Origin of the sequence: Anaeromassilibacillus sp. An172 (genome assembly GCF_002160515.1) — a bacterium.
Taxonomy (GTDB): Bacteria; Bacillota; Clostridia; order Oscillospirales; family Acutalibacteraceae; genus Limousia; species Limousia pullorum.
In genome coordinates this window covers 1-19,934 of the sequence record NZ_NFKS01000004.1, presented here as the reverse complement: position 1 = coordinate 19,934, position 19,934 = coordinate 1, and the positions used below count along the sequence as shown (strand labels likewise).

General features: G+C 38.7%; 14 protein-coding genes, 1 tRNA gene and 1 pseudogene. 11 read left to right on the top strand and 5 right to left on the bottom strand.

Going from position 1 to position 19,934, the window contains the following annotated elements; translation table 11 throughout:
- Window positions 1-101 precede the first annotated feature (101 nt).
- The 7 genes from B5F08_RS02955 (at window position 102) to B5F08_RS02925 (ending at window position 5,695) form a co-directional block, all read left to right on the top strand.
- Window positions 102-1,964 carry a TIGR03960 family B12-binding radical SAM protein gene (locus B5F08_RS02955; RefSeq protein ID WP_087376343.1) on the top strand — a complete coding sequence of 621 codons (1,863 nt, stop codon included), beginning with the start codon at window positions 102-104 and terminating at the stop codon, window positions 1,962-1,964.
- Window positions 1,948-2,598 carry a TIGR03936 family radical SAM-associated protein gene (locus B5F08_RS02950; RefSeq protein ID WP_242968237.1) on the top strand — a complete coding sequence of 217 codons (651 nt, stop codon included), beginning with the start codon at window positions 1,948-1,950 and terminating at the stop codon, window positions 2,596-2,598. The genes B5F08_RS02955 and B5F08_RS02950 overlap by 17 nt, the downstream gene beginning before the upstream one ends.
- A complete protein-coding gene (locus B5F08_RS02945; RefSeq protein WP_087376341.1) occupies window positions 2,591-3,313 on the top strand; it encodes a YjjG family noncanonical pyrimidine nucleotidase in 723 nt (240 codons plus the stop codon). The genes B5F08_RS02950 and B5F08_RS02945 overlap by 8 nt, the downstream gene beginning before the upstream one ends.
- Before the next feature lie 55 nt (window positions 3,314-3,368).
- Window positions 3,369-3,452 (top strand) — tRNA-Leu (locus tag B5F08_RS02940).
- Window positions 3,453-3,508: 56 nt separating this feature from the next.
- The gene (locus B5F08_RS02935; protein WP_087376340.1) at window positions 3,509-4,009 is read left to right on the top strand and encodes an HD domain-containing protein; all 501 of its coding nucleotides are present in this window, start codon (window positions 3,509-3,511) and stop codon (window positions 4,007-4,009) included.
- Between the two features lie 11 nt (window positions 4,010-4,020).
- A complete protein-coding gene (locus B5F08_RS02930; RefSeq protein ID WP_087376339.1) occupies window positions 4,021-4,524 on the top strand; it encodes an HD domain-containing protein in 504 nt (167 codons plus the stop codon).
- Between the two features lie 94 nt (window positions 4,525-4,618).
- Window positions 4,619-5,695 carry a hypothetical protein gene (locus tag B5F08_RS02925; RefSeq protein WP_143256350.1) on the top strand — a complete coding sequence of 359 codons (1,077 nt, stop codon included), beginning with the start codon at window positions 4,619-4,621 and terminating at the stop codon, window positions 5,693-5,695.
- A 41-nt stretch (window positions 5,696-5,736) separates the two neighbouring features.
- On the opposite strand, the gene B5F08_RS02920 is transcribed toward B5F08_RS02925, so the two are convergent.
- The 5 genes from B5F08_RS02920 to murC form a co-directional block, all read right to left on the bottom strand.
- The gene (locus B5F08_RS02920; protein WP_087376337.1) at window positions 5,737-6,585 is read right to left on the bottom strand and encodes a hypothetical protein; all 849 of its coding nucleotides are present in this window, start codon (window positions 6,583-6,585) and stop codon (window positions 5,737-5,739) included.
- A gap of 32 nt (window positions 6,586-6,617) precedes the next feature.
- Window positions 6,618-9,572: a protein kinase domain-containing protein gene (locus tag B5F08_RS02915; RefSeq protein ID WP_087376336.1), complete on the bottom strand. Its 2,955-nt coding sequence runs from the start codon at window positions 9,570-9,572 to the stop codon at window positions 6,618-6,620.
- 190 nt (window positions 9,573-9,762) lie between these two features.
- Window positions 9,763-10,923, bottom strand: a complete 1,161-nt coding sequence (locus B5F08_RS02910; protein ID WP_087376335.1) for a hypothetical protein — start codon at window positions 10,921-10,923, stop codon at window positions 9,763-9,765.
- 613 nt (window positions 10,924-11,536) lie between these two features.
- Entirely contained in the window at window positions 11,537-13,402 is a 1,866-nt protein-coding gene (locus tag B5F08_RS02905; RefSeq protein WP_087376334.1) for a S1C family serine protease, read from the bottom strand.
- Window positions 13,403-13,593: 191 nt separating this feature from the next.
- Complete coding sequence (gene murC / locus B5F08_RS02900) at window positions 13,594-14,973, bottom strand: UDP-N-acetylmuramate--L-alanine ligase (protein ID WP_087376333.1); 1,380 nt, start codon at window positions 14,971-14,973, stop codon at window positions 13,594-13,596.
- A 277-nt stretch (window positions 14,974-15,250) separates the two neighbouring features.
- Here murC and rlmD point away from each other — a divergent pair, with 277 nt between their 5' ends.
- The 4 genes and pseudogenes from rlmD to B5F08_RS02880 all read left to right on the top strand — a co-directional run.
- Window positions 15,251-16,621: a 23S rRNA (uracil(1939)-C(5))-methyltransferase RlmD gene (rlmD, locus tag B5F08_RS02895; RefSeq protein WP_087376332.1), complete on the top strand. Its 1,371-nt coding sequence runs from the start codon at window positions 15,251-15,253 to the stop codon at window positions 16,619-16,621.
- Window positions 16,622-16,857: 236 nt separating this feature from the next.
- Window positions 16,858-17,787 (top strand): hypothetical protein, encoded by a 930-nt coding sequence (locus B5F08_RS02890; RefSeq protein WP_087376331.1) that lies wholly within the window; start codon window positions 16,858-16,860, stop codon window positions 17,785-17,787.
- An 89-nt stretch (window positions 17,788-17,876) separates the two neighbouring features.
- A complete protein-coding gene (locus tag B5F08_RS02885; protein WP_087376330.1) occupies window positions 17,877-19,598 on the top strand; it encodes a DUF262 domain-containing protein in 1,722 nt (573 codons plus the stop codon).
- 133 nt (window positions 19,599-19,731) lie between these two features.
- Window positions 19,732-19,934: pseudogene (locus tag B5F08_RS02880) on the top strand (IS256 family transposase); the annotation flags it as partial.

Sequence of the window (19,934 nt, the reverse complement as noted above, 5' to 3'; positions counted from 1 at the left end):
AAAACTTTTTTGCCTTGGGACTACAAAAATATTATTAAATATGGTATTATTAAATGGTTAAATTATAAGTATCACTGTATTTTTAAAAACGGAGGAAATAAATGATCAGCAAAGAAGTAGAAAAGCTTTTGCTTAAAGTTCAGAAGCCGGGACGTTACGTTGGCGGCGAATTGAACCAGGTTATTAAAAACAAAAAAGACGTGGAAATAAGATTTGCTTTCTGTTTTCCCGACACATACGAAGTGGGTATGTCCCACTTGGGCATGAAAATTTTGTACAGCCAGTTTAACTCTGTTCCATATATCTGGTGCGAAAGGGTTTTTGCCCCTTGGCTTGATATGGAAGAGCTTATGGTTAAAAACAATATTCCCCTTTACGCTCTTGAAAGCGGCGACCCAATAAGCGATTTTGATTTTATCGGATTTACTTTGCAGTATGAACTGAGCTTTACTAACGTTTTAAATATGTTAAAGCTTGGAAATATTCCTATTCTTACAAAGGACAGAATGGATTTAGGACTTACAAATATCGTGGTTGCCGGAGGCCCCTGCGCCTGTAACCCTGAGCCTATCGCCGACTTTATCGATCTTTTCTTTATCGGAGAGGGCGAAGAGGTTGACATTGAGGTTATGGAGCTTTTCAGAAAATGCCGTGCTGAAAATAAGACACGTCAGGAATTTTTAGAGCTTGCCGCTCAGATACAGGGCGTTTATGTTCCGTCACTTTACGATGTTGAATACAACGAGGACGGAACAATAAAAAGCTTTACCCCGAAAAACAACGCACCGAAAACAATTCATAAAAGACTTATTATGGATATGGACAACCTCTATTATCCGGACAACTTTGTTGTGCCGCTGGTTGAAATTGTCCACGACAGAGCAGTTCAGGAAATTTTCCGTGGATGCATAAGAGGCTGCCGTTTCTGTCAGGCAGGTTTCCTCTACAGACCTGTAAGAGAAAAATCTCCTGAAACCATTGACCGCCAGTGCCACCTGCTTTGCCGGAACACAGGCTACGACGAGGTTTCCCTCTCTTCCCTCAGCTCCAGCGACTATTCAAAAATCGTTGAGCTTCTCACAAAGCTTAACAAGTGGTCACAGGACGAACAGGTCAGCATTTCCCTGCCATCTCTGCGTGTTGACGGCTTCACCGATGAGATTATGAGCAAAATTAAAACCGTTAGAAAAAGCGGTTTGACCTTTGCCCCTGAGGCAGGAAGCCAGCGTCTCCGTGACGTTATCAACAAAAACGTACAGGAGGACGAGCTTTTAAACACATGTACCGTGGCTTTCGGCGGCGGCTGGACTACAGTTAAGCTCTACTTTATGATTGGACTGCCAACTGAAACCTTTGAGGATGTGGCGGAGATTGCAAACCTTGGACAGAAGGTTGTTGACGCTTATTACCACTGCCCCAACCATTCAAAGGGCAAGTCAGTAAGGGTAACCGTTTCCGCATCCTCCTTTGTTCCGAAGCCTTTCACTCCTTTCCAGTGGGAGCCTCAGGACACAATCGAAATGCTCAGAGAGAAACAACAGCATTTGAAAAACAGCATCACCACAAAGAAAATCACCTACAACTACCACGACTCCGACACAAGCTTCCTTGAAGCTGTTTTCGCCCGTGGCGACAGAAAGCTCTGCAAGGCAATGGAAATCGCAGCAGAAAGAGGTTTTCATTTTGACGGCTGGTCTGACTGCTTTGATTTGCAGAAATGGCTTGATATCTTTGAGGAAATCGGCATAGACCCTGCATTTTACGCCAACAGAAAAAGAAGCTTTGATGAAATTCTCCCTTGGGACCACATCGACTACGGTGTTACAAAGGAATTTCTCATCAGGGAATGTAAAAAGGCTTACGAGGACACTCCGACACCTCACTGCCGCTTAAAGTGCAGCAACTGCGGAGCAGCAAAGTATAAGGGAGGCGTATGTTTTGAAAAACGTGAGAGTATGGTTTGAGAAAAAAGACCAGTGCATATATATTTCCCATCTTGATTTAAACCGCTGTATGATTAGGGCAATTCAAAAAAGCCGTATTCCCATATGGCACACAGAGGGCTTTAACCCCCACCCCTTTATCACTTTCCCTATGCCCTTGTCTTTGGGCTTTGTAGGCAAAAAAGAATGTATGGACATGAGACTTTTAGAGGATGATTTTTCTTTTAAAGAAATTATTGACCGTCTTAACGACTGCCTGCCAAAGGGAATAAGAGTTTTTGACGTGACCGAACCGAAAATGAAAGCCGGAGTTATCGACAAGGCTCTTTATATATTAAAGCTGAACTGTGATGAAACAACACCGGAGGAGCTTCTGAAAAAGACAGAGGAGCTTTTCTCAAGGGATGAAATCATGGTGGACAAAAAATCCAAGTCCGGAATTAAACAGGTCAATTTAAAAGAATACCTTACGGACTACACCGTTTCATTGGTTGACGATTATGTAAAGATAAAAATTATGCTTCCTGCCGGAAGTACATTAAACGTGAACCCTACCCTTTTGGTTGACGCTCTGGAAAAGGAATACTCACTTGAGATTTTCCCAAGAGTAACAAGACTGAATATTTTCAACAAGGACGGCGAGGAGTTTGCCTGATACACTTAAATATCCGGTTGTCCTTATGGACGCCGACGAAACATTGCTGGACTTTAAAAAATCCGAGGACTTTGCAATTAAAAACGCTATGAAAGAATTTCGTCTCCCCTTTAAAGAGGGGGACGAAAAGCTTTACAGCCGCATAAACAAGGAAACCTGGAAATCCCTCGAGCGAAAAGAGATTACAAGGGAACAGCTTAAAACTCTGCGTTTCAGCCGCTTTTTTGAAGCTCTGGGATATGAGTTTGAAGTGGACTGCCATAAATTTCACCTGTGCTATATTGACAAGCTGTCACAGCACGGATTTATGCTTCCCGGCGCTATGGAATTTTTGCAGGAGATTTGCAAAATTGCAGAGGTTTACGTGGTGACAAACGGACTTGCCGCCGCTCAAAAAGGAAGAATGAAAGACAGCGGAATTGATAAGGTTGTTAAAAAGGTTTTTATCTCCGAAGAAGTTGGTTTTCAAAAGCCTGAAAAGGAGTTCTTTGACAAGGTTTTTGAAGAAATCGGACTTTGTGATAAATCAAAAGCAATAATCTTAGGAGATAGCCTCACTTCCGATATGCAGGGCGGAAAAAACGCAGGAATTGCCACATGTCTTTATTTAGGCGATAATGATGATGTAGATGATGAAAAAAATCTTTGTGATTTCAAGATAAAGGATTACAAAGAATTTTTCAGCATAGTGAGATACGGCAGGAAAAATCCTTAAAAAATATTGATTTTTAAGCCTCACTGTAGTATAATAATTTGGTAACAATTTAAAAGCGGGTGTGGCGGAATTGGCAGACGCGCCAGATTTAGGTTCTGGTGGCAACACCGTGCAGGTTCAAGTCCTGTCACCCGCACCAAAATAAAAAGCCGGTGCGGACCGGCTTTTTATTTTTATTTGAAGGGATTTTATAACATGATAAATAACGAAGCTAATCTTTTATACAGTGTTCTGCTTTATGAAGAAGGTCATGTCAGACGTACACAACATATTTTAAAGGTTTATTCACTGTCGAAACTGCTCGGAGAAAGAGAAAACATTCCTGAGGAGGAACAGACTATATTGCAGGCGGCAGCTATTTTGCATGATATTGCCATAAAATATTGCAAAGAACATTACAACGGAGATGCAGGTCAGGATAAACAAAAACGAGAAGCTCCGCATCTGGTTCAGAATTTTTTGAAACAGTCCGATTATTCTCCCTCATATATTCCAAAAATAACAGAACTTGTCATAAGTCATCATGACTACGATAAACCACGAAACAAGCTTTTACAGCTACTAATAGAGGCTGATTTAATAGTGAACTGTTATGAAAGCCACCCAACCCCTGAAAAAATTGAATACATAAGAAGAATTTTTCAAACTGAAACAGGTTCAAAATTGCTTGAGCTTTGCCTGAAATCCATTACATAATCGGAGGATTTATGAAACACTCGGAGATAATTGAAAAACTTGAAAGAGAAATGATATTTTTTAACAGAAAAGACCCTATGAGAATACATCATCTTATAAAGGTACACCGCTTTGCCCAGCTTATAGGTCATATGGAAAACTTAGATAATCATACTCAGTTTTTGGTTGAATGTGCCGCCTTGGTTCATGATATAGGAATAAGACCATCGGAAGAAAAATACGGAAAATCCAACGGAAAACTACAGGAACAAGAAGGCCCTGCATATGCAAGAAAAATGCTGGAAAAACTCGATTTTGATGAGCCTGATATAGAGCGCATATGTTATTTAGTTGGTCATCACCACACATATAGCAATATAGACGGTATCGACTATCAAATTCTGATAGAATCTGATTTTCTTGTTAATTTTTATGAGGATTCAATAGAATATGACGCTATAAAAAATGCTTATCAAAAGATTTTCAAAACTGAGTCAGGAAAAACACTGTGCAGTGCATGTTATTTTGGTAACTGATAAATACTGTGAAGCATTTGTAATTGTACTGACAGAATTTATAAAAATCAAAAGCCTTTGGGATAATAAAATATCACGAAAGCAGGTGAATTGTATGAATGGTTTTAAAAAGATTATTTCCGCTGCAATGGTTTTGTGTACCGCCTCAATGATATTTTCCGGATGTGTCACCGACTACGAGAAAAGCGACATTGAAAAGGAAATTTCGGAAAATATCGGAGTTAAAAACGCCATTGTTTTTCCGGTATATACGGAATTTAAGGGTGAGGACGGCTACACGGACAGAATATGGACAGCAAAAATTCCCGACTCAGGAATAGAATTTCACGTGATTGACGACTATCACTGGGGCATGGAATCCGTTACCAACTATCTAAAAAACGATTACGACGAAGCAGTGCTGGCATATATAGAAACTCAGCTTCCAAAGTTTGAATATATTAAAACCTCAACCTACAAAAAAGACGGTATTTTCTACGGAGAAATAACCGGAAAATATGAAAATCTCCAAGAGTTAAAAGCCTGTCACGATGAGCTTGAAAATATTAAAAAGGCTTTTGATGATTTAGGCTATGATAATCTACAGATAGCCTATCAGATTGAGTATATTCATCCTTTGAGAAATATCACAGATTATGTTATTGACGACGGTGATGCTTGGGGAAACACGAAAAGTATAGACTCTTTTGAGGATATGAAGAAAGAATATATAACCACGGTTCTCGATTATAGATATGAGGATTTACAGTCCTTTTCCCCAGAGGAGATAAAATCATCTCTTGATAATTATATGTACCCCGTGGGAATATACCGAGGGAATCAAACAGACAAAAGTCTTTATGATGAAAGAGATATCGACTATTACGATGATATCATTGCCAACAAGTACGCATATGGAATTAGCTTTGGTTCACTATACGAAATTCTAAAACGTGAAAACATGAATCCGGAGGGTGACTATTGGCATTACTACTTTACAGGAGCTGACGGAAGCGTCTATGAAATCTCCTACGATTTTAATGACTACCCATTTACCGACTCATACTCCGAAACAAGAAACGGCTATTACTACATAAAAGACGGAGAAAAGGTTCCTATGAACTATTATTTCTACAATCATTTCACCGAATCTGAAGTTTACAATATGACAGGACTGAATATTATTTTTTAAAGAAAAAGAAGTCAGCATTTAAAAACTGACTTCTTTTTCTTTTATAGCTGTATTGCACTTTGTTTGTCGTTATCTTCCCTGTCTTTTTCAATGTTTTTCAATCTGTCCAGCATATCGTCCATCTCTTCGCTTTCTTCCTCAGAAAGTCCCAGATATTCGGCAAAAAGGCTAAGATAATCCTCATAAATATTTATATACTCCATAGATTTTTCTTCTACTATCTCAGCACTGTTTTCCCATACATACTCATCTTCGCTTACACTGCACCATTTTAAATCCTTATCAAGCTCTTGTAAAAGATACTCAACCTCTTCATCGGTTCTGTCTACAAACCAATAATTTATATTTGCATAGTAATAATAATCCCTGTTATTTTCCTGTATGAGCCTGTCAATTTTTGAAACAAATATGAGATTGTTTGTGTTAAATTCTGAATTGTACTCTACATCATTTTGAAGATAGTAATACAGATAGCTAAGGTTTTCTATATAGGTGCTTAAATCCTGTGTTCTGAAATTTATAAACACTTCAAATTCTTCCGGATATATTCCATATTCTTTGAGAATGTTTTCTGTTTCCTCATCAAGGGTCTTTTCTTCAATTTCAGATTCAGCCTTTTCCAGCTCTGAGTATGCCTGCACAACTGCGTCTACAGCCTCCTGCTGTGTTGCCTTGCCGTCTGTGTAGTCGCATACTGTCTGGACAGCATTGCTGTAAATATATCCGTCGTTGTCCATGGACAGCAACGCTTCTTTAAATTCATCAACAACTATTGCAAAATCTCCTACCCTTGCCCTTAATGAGTCATCGCCGGATGGATTGTCAGAGCATCCTGTAAAAACCGACATAGCAATAACCGCAAATAAAAATACCGATAAAAGCTTTTTCATTATTATATCCCCTCTTTAAAATAATAAATGCCTTATTGTATTTTAAAACCCTTTTCTAACATTCCCGCCTCTGCGTCTTCCAGATCACGCAGTGCATAATTCATGGCGACCTCTACCTCATCTATGTTTTGTTCTCCGATTTTTACTGTTGTAAAATAATCACGGAACATATCAGAATACTGACTGTCGTTTAAAAAGCTGCTGATATCATCGGGAGCCATGTTTAACAGAAAATAATCCAGCTTATAAAAACAGTATTTAGCATAACAGTCAAGATAATGTCTGTAGACCTCCACTACTTCATCCCTTGTTTCGGCCGTTTTATAGGGACTGTCAATATCGCAATAAATATATTCGAGCCTTGAAAGACCGTTTTCCATTGTAATTTTCATTTCGTTGGGCATTTGACAAAGCTCTTTTAAATATTCAATTTCCAAATCCGGATTTTGAACAATAAGCTCTTCCAAAACATCGGCTTTTAGCGTTGAAATAGGCAAAGACTCCATATTACTGTAGGTCTGGTCAATAAGCTGAGAAAATTTTACATTTTCATCAGGGTATGAATTTAACATAGAGTCGGAAGACGCCTCTTCCAGCACATTTCTTTGAGCTGTCACCTGAGAGCTTAATATACCCATATTGTATTGCAAAGTAAGCAAAGCTCTTTTGACATTTGTTTCGTATTCATCCCCGTACATGCTTTTTTCAGCAGGAACACTTCCCCCTGTTCCGTACATATTTACAAGTATTCCTCCGGCAACAGCAATAATAATCGAACCTGTCACGATACACAAAACCGCTTTTGTGCCTGCGGTTTTTTTCTGTTTGCTTATGTATATTTTTTTATTCTTATCAGAAAAAGAAACAAGGCAATCTAAAAAACTTCCGTGTACAAGCTCATATCCATTGTTGGCGTTTCTAACTATAAGTCCGAGCTTTCCTGCAAGCTGTTCATTTACCGAGAAATCAAACCATTCGTCACTGTTGTGTATTTCAGAAAGCATAAGCCTTGTTTTTCCCAGATACTCGGGAAAAGCTTTTCCGAAATTTTTACTGTGAAGCTTTTTATAATTTTTATTTACGACCTCGTACATCTCCTCAAGGGTAAGACAAGGTCGTTTTTTCCTGTTCATTTCCTTTGCAATATCCGGAAGCAAATGATAAAAAATATATTTCAGACAAAGCTGCATAGACCTGTTTCCCGGGTCAACTTTCAGCTGCGCCGAATACATTTTATTTAGATATACGCAAACCAATCCGTCAACGTCCTTTACGCTTTGAACCTTAGGAAAAAACTCCTTAGAATCATTTTCCGCCGACAGTATCTCCTTATAAAGCTCCAGCATCATAGGATTTTTTAAAAGCTCTCTCAGCTTCTCATTTTCAGGTATCTCAAGATTTTTTCTTTTAAGCTCTTCAATAACGGTTTCCTCTTCCAAAGGCAAAAGCTCTGCAACCTTAAAGGAGCTTAAAGCGTACTCTGTCACATCTTTTGTTCTGTCAGTCACCAAAATTCCAACAGACTGCTTTTTACCGATTTCTTCAATTTCTCTTATAAGATTTTCCTTTCGGTTTCCTGCTTCGCTCAATCCGTCCAAAAGCAAAACTACAGTGGCTTTTCCGGTCTGCACTCCGGTTTCCTTGCCGTCTATAAGCTTTTCAAGTTCATAAAAAGCCGCTGTTCCGCTTTGAGTCTTAAAATTAAAGCTCAGATTTTTCAGCAGGCTTCTTCTTATATATCCGGTCTTATCTGAATAGTCGTTGTACTCCTTTAAAGAAACATAACAAAATACCGGCGCTTTCGGATGGTAGGTTTTCACACCTTCTCCCCAAAGCTTATGGAGTATAAAGGTTTTTCCCAAGCCTCCTGCGCCCTTTAAAAGAACCTTTCCCCCGTTTTCAATTATTGAATTAAGCTCCTGTAAACCTATGACATAATTGTCCTTTGTCTTAATTTTTCTGGGAAGAAATGTTTCAGAAAAATTTTGCTTTCTGAAAAGCATATTGCTGCTTTCCCAAAGAGCAGCCTTTGATATTCCTTTTTTATTTATTCTGTTGATAAGCTCGTCTATATCCTTTTTAAGCTCATCTAAATTTTGATATCTTTTTCTTGAAATAATATGAAGTCCTTTTGTAATAATCTGGCAGGTTTTAAACTCCGCAGATTTTGCCTCACGGGTCAATATAGGTATGCCTTCTGAAAGCTTATTTATAATACCGTTTCCGTAGATATCATTTTCCGTAAGCCTGCACCCTGTTACCATTTTGAAAAACACTGCGCATATGGAATAAATATCCGCAGTAAATCCTATTTCAGAAAAATTTCTAAGTGAAATTTCCGGCGCAGTATAGCCTGCTTTTTCCGAAAACGCATAATCCTGCACGTTATTATCTTTCATATTCCAAACGCTGTTGTAATCTATCAAAAGCACCTGGTTTTCCATAAGCAGAATATTATCAGGACTTATGTCCAGATGAAGCAAGGATTTTTTATGAAAACACTCCAAAGCGGAAATTATCCTTTTCATTATCACTGCCGCTTCAAGAAGCGTAAGGCTATCTCCCTTGCGCTCCAAAAGGCTTTCCAAATTCTCCCCGCCGTGGAGAGACAAAACAGAATAATATGTGCCGTAAGCTTCAAAAGAGTTAATATTTCCGGAAACCTGAGAAGGCATCTCCGTCAGCAATTTAAGATTTATCTGATTACCCTGACGAAATTTCTGCTTGCTGTATTTCATAAGGTCAGAGCCGTCATTTATCCCAACAATAGAGCCGTCCTTTTCACGATATACATACCCCTTGGGATGCCACGGAAAAAGCTCCTTTATATAAACCTGATGACTGTGCTCTGTATTAAGTCCGTCAGAATAGCTGGCCTTGTAAACGATAGAACTGCCTCCGAGTCCCTCTACACCGTCTATACGATATGAAACGCCGCCCAAACTTATATACTCACCGTTTTCTCTAAGCTGACGTTGGTAAGACATTTATCGTTACACCTCCGTTGATTTTATCACAGATAAATTAAAGTTTGCTTAACCCATATACCTAATAGTTATATTACCTGTCAAACAACACTAATAAATTTTAACGGATAAGGTTAAATATTTCTGCAACTTTTTTCCCTTTTTCAGCACAACAATAAAAATCTATCAACCATTTTATTTTTTGACAATATTATTCATTTTCAGAATCATCAAAAAAATCATCCTTATTTTTATCGTCACCAAACAGCTTTCCAAGTGCTGTTTCTATCTTTTCGCTTATAGCGCTGTCACCGTATGCGGCACGCAGTCCGTACAGTGTAAGACAATCAAAAGGATTTCCCGGATCAAGAAGGTTCATTCCATACAGATTCAAAAAAAGGTTTATCTGTCTTATACGAACCTCTAATCTCACATCAGGATCGTAATCCATTAAATCCTCATAGGTATAAGTGCTCTCCTTTGTTTCCTCTGCGGTCATAAAATCTTCAGTAACAAGAAACAACAGCAGCATTGCTTTTCTGCTTACGTCTGTTTTCCTGTTTTTCATGCTTAAAATTTCTTTTTCTGTTGGCCAGTTTTTCTTTATAGCCCTTTGCAGATAACTAAACCCATTCAAAGATCTGGTCTTTGGAATATGCATTCTAAGATATTGGTCAACTGTTTTTTCAATAGAATACAGCTCTTCATCTGTTCCCGGCTTTTGCAGATAATTCAAAAGCTGTATAAATTTTCTGTACGCCGTTTCATGGATTACTCCCAGATTTCTGCTGTAGTTTTTAAAAAAGCTTTCCAATTCACTTTCATTTTCTACCAAAGAGAACTCGTCTTTCAGCTGTTTGGTATAGACTATATCAGAGTCCGTTATAAAATCTTTCTCCTTGTCCTTTGTTTCATCAATATAGATTTTATTCATTTTCTCATACAGTTCCAAAGCTTCAGCATATGACTTTCCCTTTCTAAGGCAAAAAGCATAGACTATCTCTCTGGGATTTCTGTAGTGGATGCCTGTTTCCGAAGAGCTCGCAATAAGCTTATTGGCCAATTCCTCATTCAAATTCAAAATAAAGCAAATCTGAAATAACTGCTCTCTGTTTTGCGGTACATTACTGCCCTTCAGCCAGTTTCTCACCTTTCTGGAAATACTGTCCTCGTCTTTGCCGCTTATTTCGGTTAAACCATGTACAAGCCTCTCATTTAAGTCATCACCAGGATAAACCCATTTAATCAAATCTGCAAAACTTCTGTAAAGAGCACCGTTTTTTAAGAATTCCACTATTTCCTCTGGCGTCATATCATTTTGAGTTATTTGAATTATATTTGTCTTTGAAATGTGAGTAAAATAACGATCCATCCTATTTCTCCACCATGTATAAAAATAAAACAACAGGCGGTTTCTGCTGTTTGAAAATAAACATAACCGCTGAAAGATAAAACAAAAGAAATTTTATAAATATATATAACATATATATAACAATACATATTTCTACCTAAAAACACAAATAAGGCAATATATTTGCATTATACCACATATATCCCCTTAACTCAACATGTTTCTTTCATCAATTATACAATTATTTTATTTATTAGATGTAATAATAAGGATTAAACCTGTATTTTGCAAGCTCTTTATATACAAATTACATAAAAAGTTTACAGTTGCTATTTTATTTTAATATTTATTATAAATGTAAAAATCAAACATAAATACTTATATTATCAATAAAGCTATTTAACTTTCCGTTGTTATTTTAAAGTACGTCTTTTACTATTATATCATTACTAAATATATGATATGGCAACTTTTTTCCATAAAAAGAACGCCGGTCACATATATGACCGGCGTTCTTCTGTGCTAAAAAACATAAAAGGAAGTAATAAAAATGAGAAACAAATTTAATCTATGTAAAAGAACATATTATCCGCTGTTAAGATTATATGTTCATCGTTAGTAAGTTTTCTTTAAATCAATTAAAGAAATAGTAGTAATAATCATCGGCACTTCCTGTGCTGTCGTAAGGATTGTAATCGTTGCCGAAGCTGTCTCTGATTCCGTTTGAACCGTCTGACTCGTTGCCGCTTTCGTTCTTTGCAGCTATATCCTCAGGCACTGCCTCTTCAAGAACCAAGCTCAATGTTCCTGTTCTGCCGTTTCTTTCAACTGTGAATTCAACGGTATCACCTACTGCCATTTTACTTATTTCTGTTTCAATATCTGAAGAGGTTGAAACGCTTGTGCCGTTTACGCTTGTAATGCGGTCACCGCTCTGGAAACCTGCATTTGCGGCATTTGAATTTATCTCAACGCTGGATACATAACATCCAGGCTCTGAAACTCTGTACATCATTGCTGTCTGTGCGTTTGTTATATCAACAAAGGACATTCCGAGACTTACTTTGCCTCTTACATATCCGTAGTTCATAAGGTCCTCAAGAATATCTGATACATCGTTAATCGGAATTGCAAATCCGATACCCTCAACGGATTCATTAACTGATTTTGCAATTATAATTCCAACCAGTTCTCCTCTTCCGTTAAAGAGTCCGCCGCCGCTGTTTCCGGGGTTGATAGAAGCATCCACCTGCATTACGTTGTGAGAAACACCGTCAATCATAACATCTCTGCTTACAGAACTTATAATTCCCTGTGTAACAGAACCGCCCAGCTGTCCGAGAGGATTTCCGATTACAACTGCCTTGTCACCTGCCTGAGTTGTGGAAGAATCTCCTATCTCTGCCGGATCAAGACCTGTTGCATCTATCTTAATCAAAGCTACGTCCAAATCTGCGTCAGTTCCAACCAGCTCTGCGCTGTAGCTTGTACCGTCTGCCAAAGTAACTGTGATGCTTGAAGCGTCCTCGATTACGTGGTTGTTTGTAACAATATATCCGTTTTCCGAAATGATTACGCCGCTTCCTGCGCCTGATTCAATGTACTGCTGTAAGAAGCTGCCTGTTTTTACAATTTCTGTTGTAATTTCAACAACGCTGTTCTTTGTAGAGGCTACAATATCGCTTGTGCTCATTTCACCGGTTGTTGAGTTTGTTTCTTCTGCTGTTGTAACAACCTTATTGATTGTCATTCCGTTTCCGCCGGAGCCTCCGCCGTTTACGTAATTAGCAACCATTCCTCCGCCGAAGCCCAACACTGCGGAAGCCAAAAGACTTACAGTCAAAACCAGTGCTGAAACTCTTACAGTCTTTTTCTCCTTCTTTGCCTTAGGAGCTTTCTTTTTCTTTCCTGCCGGATTCACATAGGAATTATTGTAATATCCTGCCTGCTGGTTATAGTTTTGATTATTTCCGTAACCGTATGCGCCGCCGGAATTCTGTCCATATGTTCCGTTTGTTCCGGTGTTATTGTTATAGCTGTTGTTTGTGTTTGAGCTGTAACTGTTATACGGCTGACTGCCGTATCTGTAATTGCCTGATGAATAGGAATTTGAGGAATAAGAACCTGAATTGCTGTTATTGCTGTAGCTTCCTGTGGTATATTTTCCGCTGTACTGTCCGTTATTCCATTCATAAGAGGCTGTACCGCCGTTATTTCCTGATGTTGTTGTATAGGAATTTGTGTTATTGTAGCTGCTTGATGCTGAATAATCTGTTGTCTTATATTCATCAGTAGCATCTGTTCCCTTGCTGTCATCAGCGGCAGAAGCGGTCTCTTCCTCTGCAAACTCAACATCCTTTAATATTTCTTCTGCGCTCTGTTCTTCTGAGCTGTATGTGCTCTCGCTTTCGGAAGCTTTATATTCATTTTTCTCTTCGGAAAGGTTTTCCGTTTCGTTTTCTTTATTATTCAAACCGTCAAAGTTATTATAGTCTGACATATCTTTTCCCTCCGTAATAATATTATGTTATCGGCGTTTGCCGTTGTTCTTTGCTGTGATTTAATAATATTCTTATAAGGTGACAATAAATTGAAATAACATTGAAACAAAATTGAAACAACTCTGAAATAAAAGCGACACAAAAAACGGCTCGGAAATCCGAACCGTTTTTCTATTATTTGATTATTCTGTTATTCGTATTTGTTCTTCAAAGCTGTCATTATCATGTTGGCGCACTTATACACATCGCCGCCGCCCATTGTAAGAACCAAATCACCAGGCTTTGCCTCTGAGCAGATATACTTGGTTATATCCTCAAATTTATCTATACATTCAGCGCCAGGAACCTTTTTGCCCAAGTCTGTGGAATAGATATTATAGGTATTTGTTTCTCTTACTGCAAGGATTTCTGAAATAACAACCTTATCAGGAATTGAAAGAGCCTTTGCAAAATCATCCAAAAGCATTGCAGTTCTTGAGAATGTATGAGGCTGGAACACAGCTATAACTCTGTCAAATCCCATTTCCACAGCAGCTGTAAGAGTTGCTGTAAGCTCTGTAGGATGATGAGCAAAGTCGTCGGCAACTGTTATTCCGCCTGCTTCTCCTAAAACCTCAAATCTTCTGTGTACACCGCCGAAGTTATGGAGATGCTCTGATATCTCCGCAGGAGTTGCACCCAGGAAATGAGCTGTTGCAGCAGCTGCCAAAGCGTTGTATATGTTATGCTTTCCCGGAACGCTGAGCTTAATTCTTGTAAGGAATTCACCTCTGTACATAAGGTCAAACTCTTCCTTAACACCTTTGCTCTCTGCAATATTTGCAGCATAGTAATCGTTTGTATCCATAAAACCGAAAGTAATTTTCTCTATCTTTGCTTCGCTTACACATTCAAGAGAATTGAGGTCGTCGCCGTTTACCACGATAACACCTGTGGTGAGAGCCACAAACTTCTTAAATGACTTTTTGATGTTCTCGAGATTTCCGAAATAATCCAGATGGTCTGCATCAACGTTGAGGATTATTGAAATATAAGGAGCAAGCTGAAGGAAAGTATCCACATACTCACACGCCTCACATACAATTATATCGCTTTTTCCAACATAGCTGTTGCCGCCGATAAATGGGAGCTTTCCTCCGATAATTGCAGACGGGTCAAAACCGCTTCCTATCAAAAGCTGAGAAAGCATAGCTGTGGTTGTTGTTTTTCCGTGAGTACCGGAAACAGCAATGCTTCTGTTATAACGTCTTGTAACTATTCCAAGCATTACGCTTCTTTCAAGACAAGGTATCTTTCTTTTTCTGGCTTCAACGAGTTCCGGATTATCTGATTTTACTGCCGCAGTATATACCACCATATCAGCACCGTCAACATTTTCTCCACGGTGACCCATATGAACTTCTATTCCCTCTTGTTTTACTCTTTCAAGTGTGTCAGACTCGTTGTTGTCGGAACCTGAAATTTTAAAACCTTCACTTCTGAGAATTTCTGCCAGCGGACACATTCCGCTTCCGCCAATACCGATAAAATGTATGTGTTTTACGTTATTTAAACAATTATTGTAATCCATACAGACACTCCTTACCCTTGATAATCCATTATACTCTGAACATATTATATTGCTAAAACACAAAAAAATAAAGTCTTTTTCTTAATTTTTTTCATCCTTTTTACTTTTTCTAAATTTCTAAATTTTTCGTCAACATATTCTGTTGAACATTTAGAAAATCTTCCCCTTTTAGCCGAAAAAACATAATGGGACACAAATATTGAAAAGAAAATATCTTTATGTTAAAATTGTTTAAAAACATATTTATATGTAATTTATTATGCTTACGGAGAATGAAATGGAACTTAGAAAAAACGATATAATCGAAACTCATATAGAAGCGGTAAGCTCAGAGGGCAACGGAATTTGTCGTGCGGAAAACGGCGAGGTAATCTTTGTGCCAAACTCCGCTGTCGGCGATACACTAAAGGTAAGAATTGTCAAAAAGCTGAAAAAATATTCCTTTGGAAAAATTGAAGAGCTTATCTCCCCTTCCCCGGACAGAATCGAAACAGACTGTCCATGTTTTTATCAGTGCGGCGGCTGTGTCTACAGACATATTTCCTATGATGCAGAGCTTAAAATAAAAGAACAGCGTGTTCGAGACGCTGTTGAAAGAATAGGTAAAATCACCGATGTAAAGGTTGATAAAATAGTGGGGTCTGAGCTTGAAGAAAGATACAGAAACAAAGCCCAGTACCCTGTTGGCAAAAATCAGTCGGGAGAAATCATCAGCGGATTTTACGGACTTCACAGTCACAGAATAGTATCCTGCGACGACTGCCTTCTCCAGCCTGAAATCTTCTCACAGATAAATAAAACTGTTTTGGATTTTATGAAGTCAAGCAAAAACGATGTCTATGATGAAACAACACACAAAGGAAAGCTTAGACATATCTATTTAAGACAAGGAGAAAAAACCGGCGAAATAATGGTATGTCTTGTGGTAAACGGAAACGGACTTAAAGACGAACCAATCCTTGTAAAAGAGCTGACGGAAAAATTCCCTCAGATAAAAAGCATAGTCGTAAACTCCAACAGGGATAAAACTAATGTTATATTAGGAAAAAGAAACCGTGTTGTATTCGGTCAGGAATACATAACCGACCAGCTGCTGGGCGTAAGCTTTAGAATATCCCCTCATTCCTTTTATCAGGTCAATAGACGCCAGGCGGAAAAGCTGTACAGTATAGCCGCAGAATACGCAGACCTCAGTAAGGACGATGTTTTGCTTGACCTGTACTGCGGCACAGGCACAATAGGCCTTACAATGGCGAATAAGGTAAAAGAGCTTGTAGGCGTTGAAATTGTAGAGGATGCCATAAAAGACGCAAAAATAAATGCGCAGATTAACAATGTGGAAAACAGCAGATTTCTCTGCGGCGACGCCTCTTATGCCGCCGATGAACTTAAAAAAGAGGGAGTCCGCCCCGACGTGGTAATAGTAGACCCGCCGAGAAAAGGTTGTGACGAGAAGCTGTTAAATACAATAAAAGAGATGTCACCAAAAAGAATAGTATATGTATCCTGTGACCCGGGAACATTGGCAAGAGATTTAGCCATCCTAAAAACCTTAGGCTATCCCCCACAAAAAATAACCCCAGTAGACATGTTCCCCAGAACAGCACATGTGGAGACGGTAGTTTTGATGTCAAAAACCGAAAAATAAAGTCCGAAAAATGCCTGATTTGCGGTATTTTCTGACACATTACAGAACCGACAGCAATCCCCCTCACCTGACTATTTCTGTTGAGGGGAATATATCAAAGGAAAGCTTATGTTATCTAAATCCCTGCCACAACCCACCAGTGAGCGGATTAGATATTTTGCCTTGACAGCAGTTTCGCCCACTCGAGGGTCAAAAGGGTAGTTGGGCAGTGGATTGGATGTGAAAGAGGGTTAAGTATGATTTGTGCTTATTGTGGCAAAGAAGCGAAAGGTACAAAAGAGCATATTATTTCAAGTGGAATTCTTGGATTGTTTCCAGAATGCTATGTAACGATTGATAGTGAAAGGAAAGCAGTTCATCAAGGAGACCCACTGGTTAAAGATGTTTGTGCAGACTGCAATAATAATAGGATTTCATATATCGACTCGTATGCTAAAAACTTTATAAAAAAATACTTTACAGTCAAATATGAAAAAGATGACACACTCGCAGTAGATTATGACTATGCAATGATTCAAAAAATGAGTCTGAAATTTGCTTTTAATGATTTAAGGGTAAGAAAAAAGGATGTTTCTTTTTTCGACGATGGAATCAAGGACTTTTTATTGCACGAGGAAAACAATGAACCACTGAAGAATATTACACTTTTAGCTGGTTTAGCAGTTAATACTTCTCCAGCTCCCGATTTTATGTTTGGAAACAGGAAACTGCGTTGGGGAGATTCTCCACTTTTTTTATCGAACAGTATAATTTTGAATATTGATTATAATACCGGCCATATTGCCTTGCGAGAAAAGATGGAGAAACAAGAATTTGAAAATTGTGCTTTTGCGTTTGTTTTTAGATTCAACAGTTTACAATTACTCATGTTATGTTGGGATAAGAATATCGAGGATGACATTCTTGAAAAAAATAATACAATTTTAAGGATTCAGTATCCGTATGCCATGATGGACAACACAGGACATTCGGTGCTTCCACGATGTACAAGCGAAGCAACATATCATAATGAAAAACTCATTGATGTTACTTGGGGGCAAGGGTTAATGGATGAAATTAGTTATATGAGAGGCACTTTTTCAGACCAGAGCCAAGAATTTTTTGCAAAAATACAGGAGGAATGGGACAAAGAAGAAAAAAAGTTGGCTAAAAAACACCCTAGGTGATATTGCCCCTTTGCATAAAGCTTTTTGTAGGACGGAATTGATAATAACAAAAACTTTTCATTGGTTTATAGATACATAGGAGGAATGTCATGGCATATAAAAAGGTAACGATTAGCTGGATCCTAGATGCGATAAATAGCAGACAAATGTATCTTCCAGCTATTCAAAGGAAATATGTTTGGAGCGATGAGCAGATTACTAGGTTGATGGACTCTATTATGTTGGACTACCCAATCGGGACGTTCCTTTTTTGGCGAGTAAAGAAGAGAATTGTTAACCAGAAGGAATATTCCATGTATGAATTCATCAAAGATTTTCATGAGCGCGACGCCTACAAAAATCCACCTGCCCCTCAACCGTTTCCAGCAGATGGTTCTTCGGATTCTATTTGGGCTGTTCTCGATGGGCAGCAACGGCTTACATCACTGTATATTGCGCTTCAAGGAAGCATAAGCCGTAAACTGCCAATGAAACGATGGGCAAACAATGAAGCTTTCCCGCAGAAAGAGCTGTATTTCAATCTGCGCAGTCAGAAGGAATCAGAGGACGATGATATTACATATGAGTTCGCATTTATGGCACATGATAGCGTTGCTGAATCTAAGCCAGATAAACTGTGGTATCGTGTCAAAGACATCCTTCAGTATAAATCCCCAACAGATGTCATGACGCAAATTGTAAATACTAGGGGATGGAATACGGATAGCATAGTTATGACAAATATCCTAAAGCTTCATGAGCATCTGGTAACAAGCGAACTAATCAATTATTTTGAAGTGGAAGAGGATGCTATTGACAGCGTTCTTGATATTTTTGTTCGGGTTAATTCGGGCGGTACTGTCCTTTCTAAGAGCGATCTGCTTTTCTCGACGGTTGTGTCCCATTGGGATAAGGCAAGGGATAAGATTGATGAACTGCTGACAAGAATTAACCGTAAAGGTGAAGGTTTCCGATTCTCAAATGACTTTATTATGAGAAGCAGTTTGTATTTAATTAATCTTCCTACTACGCTAAAAGTGGAAACCTTTCGCAAGGACAGCGTTTTGGAAATTCGGAACAGCTGGCCTAAGATAGAAAATGCCATTGCGGAAACTGTAGACTTGCTTTGTGAGTTTGGATTTAATGCAGAAAACCTTGTTTCTTATGTGGCAGCCATGCCCATCGTGTATTATCGTTTTCACGGAGGTCCTTTTGACAGCGACTCAAAAAGGGAATTGAAAAAATATATTGTGGTAGCACAGTTGAAACAAGTCTTCGGTGCATCCAATAATTCAGCCTTACAGAGCATTCGAGAGAAGCTGAAAGATAATCCTGGGAAACCCTTCTCATTATCGGTATTGCAGGGAATCCATTTCTCCGGTGACCGGACTCTGTGCTATACACAAGAAGAAATCGATGCTCTGTTTGATTGGGAAATTGGGTCTTATACATTCATGGTTCTTTCTCTGCTCTATCCCAATCTCAAGTACAGTCAGAAGGGATTCCATCAGGATCATATGCATCCCTATGCTGGATTCACAACGAATCGGTTAAAAAAGGTTATGCTTCCAGATGGATCCCATCTGGACGAGGTGAAGATCTACGATTGGCAACACCGGAGAAATACATTAGCTAATTTGCAACTTCTTGAAGGGCGAGAAAATGAACAGAAAAATAAAACACCCCTTGCAGATTGGTTGCAATCGCCTGAAAATGCCCAAAATGCAAAGTATCTGCCGCTTGGAATTTCATATGACTTAGGCAACTTTGAAGAGTTCATGGAAAAAAGGCAGGAATTGATGACAGAAGAACTCAAACGGATTCTTCTTTAAATATACTACAAAAGCAGAGAAACTGAAAAACGCATATGCACAAAGCACTCTCAACCGTCTTTGAGACCCTTTCAAAATTTGTGTAAACCTCCAAAGTGGTGTAAAATAGAGACAACACAATGGAGGTTAAAAAATGGCAAGAAAGAATCGCACACCGGAAGAAAAAGCACGCAGAGAGAAAATCAGAGAGTTGCTGCAAATGTCCAACATAGGCAGTATGGAGGACATTCAAAATCTGTTCAAGGAAACCATAGCGGAGTTTATGGAAAACGGACTTGAGGCAGAACTGGACGAAGAGCTGGGTTACAGCAAATACGACTACAAAAACAAAGACAC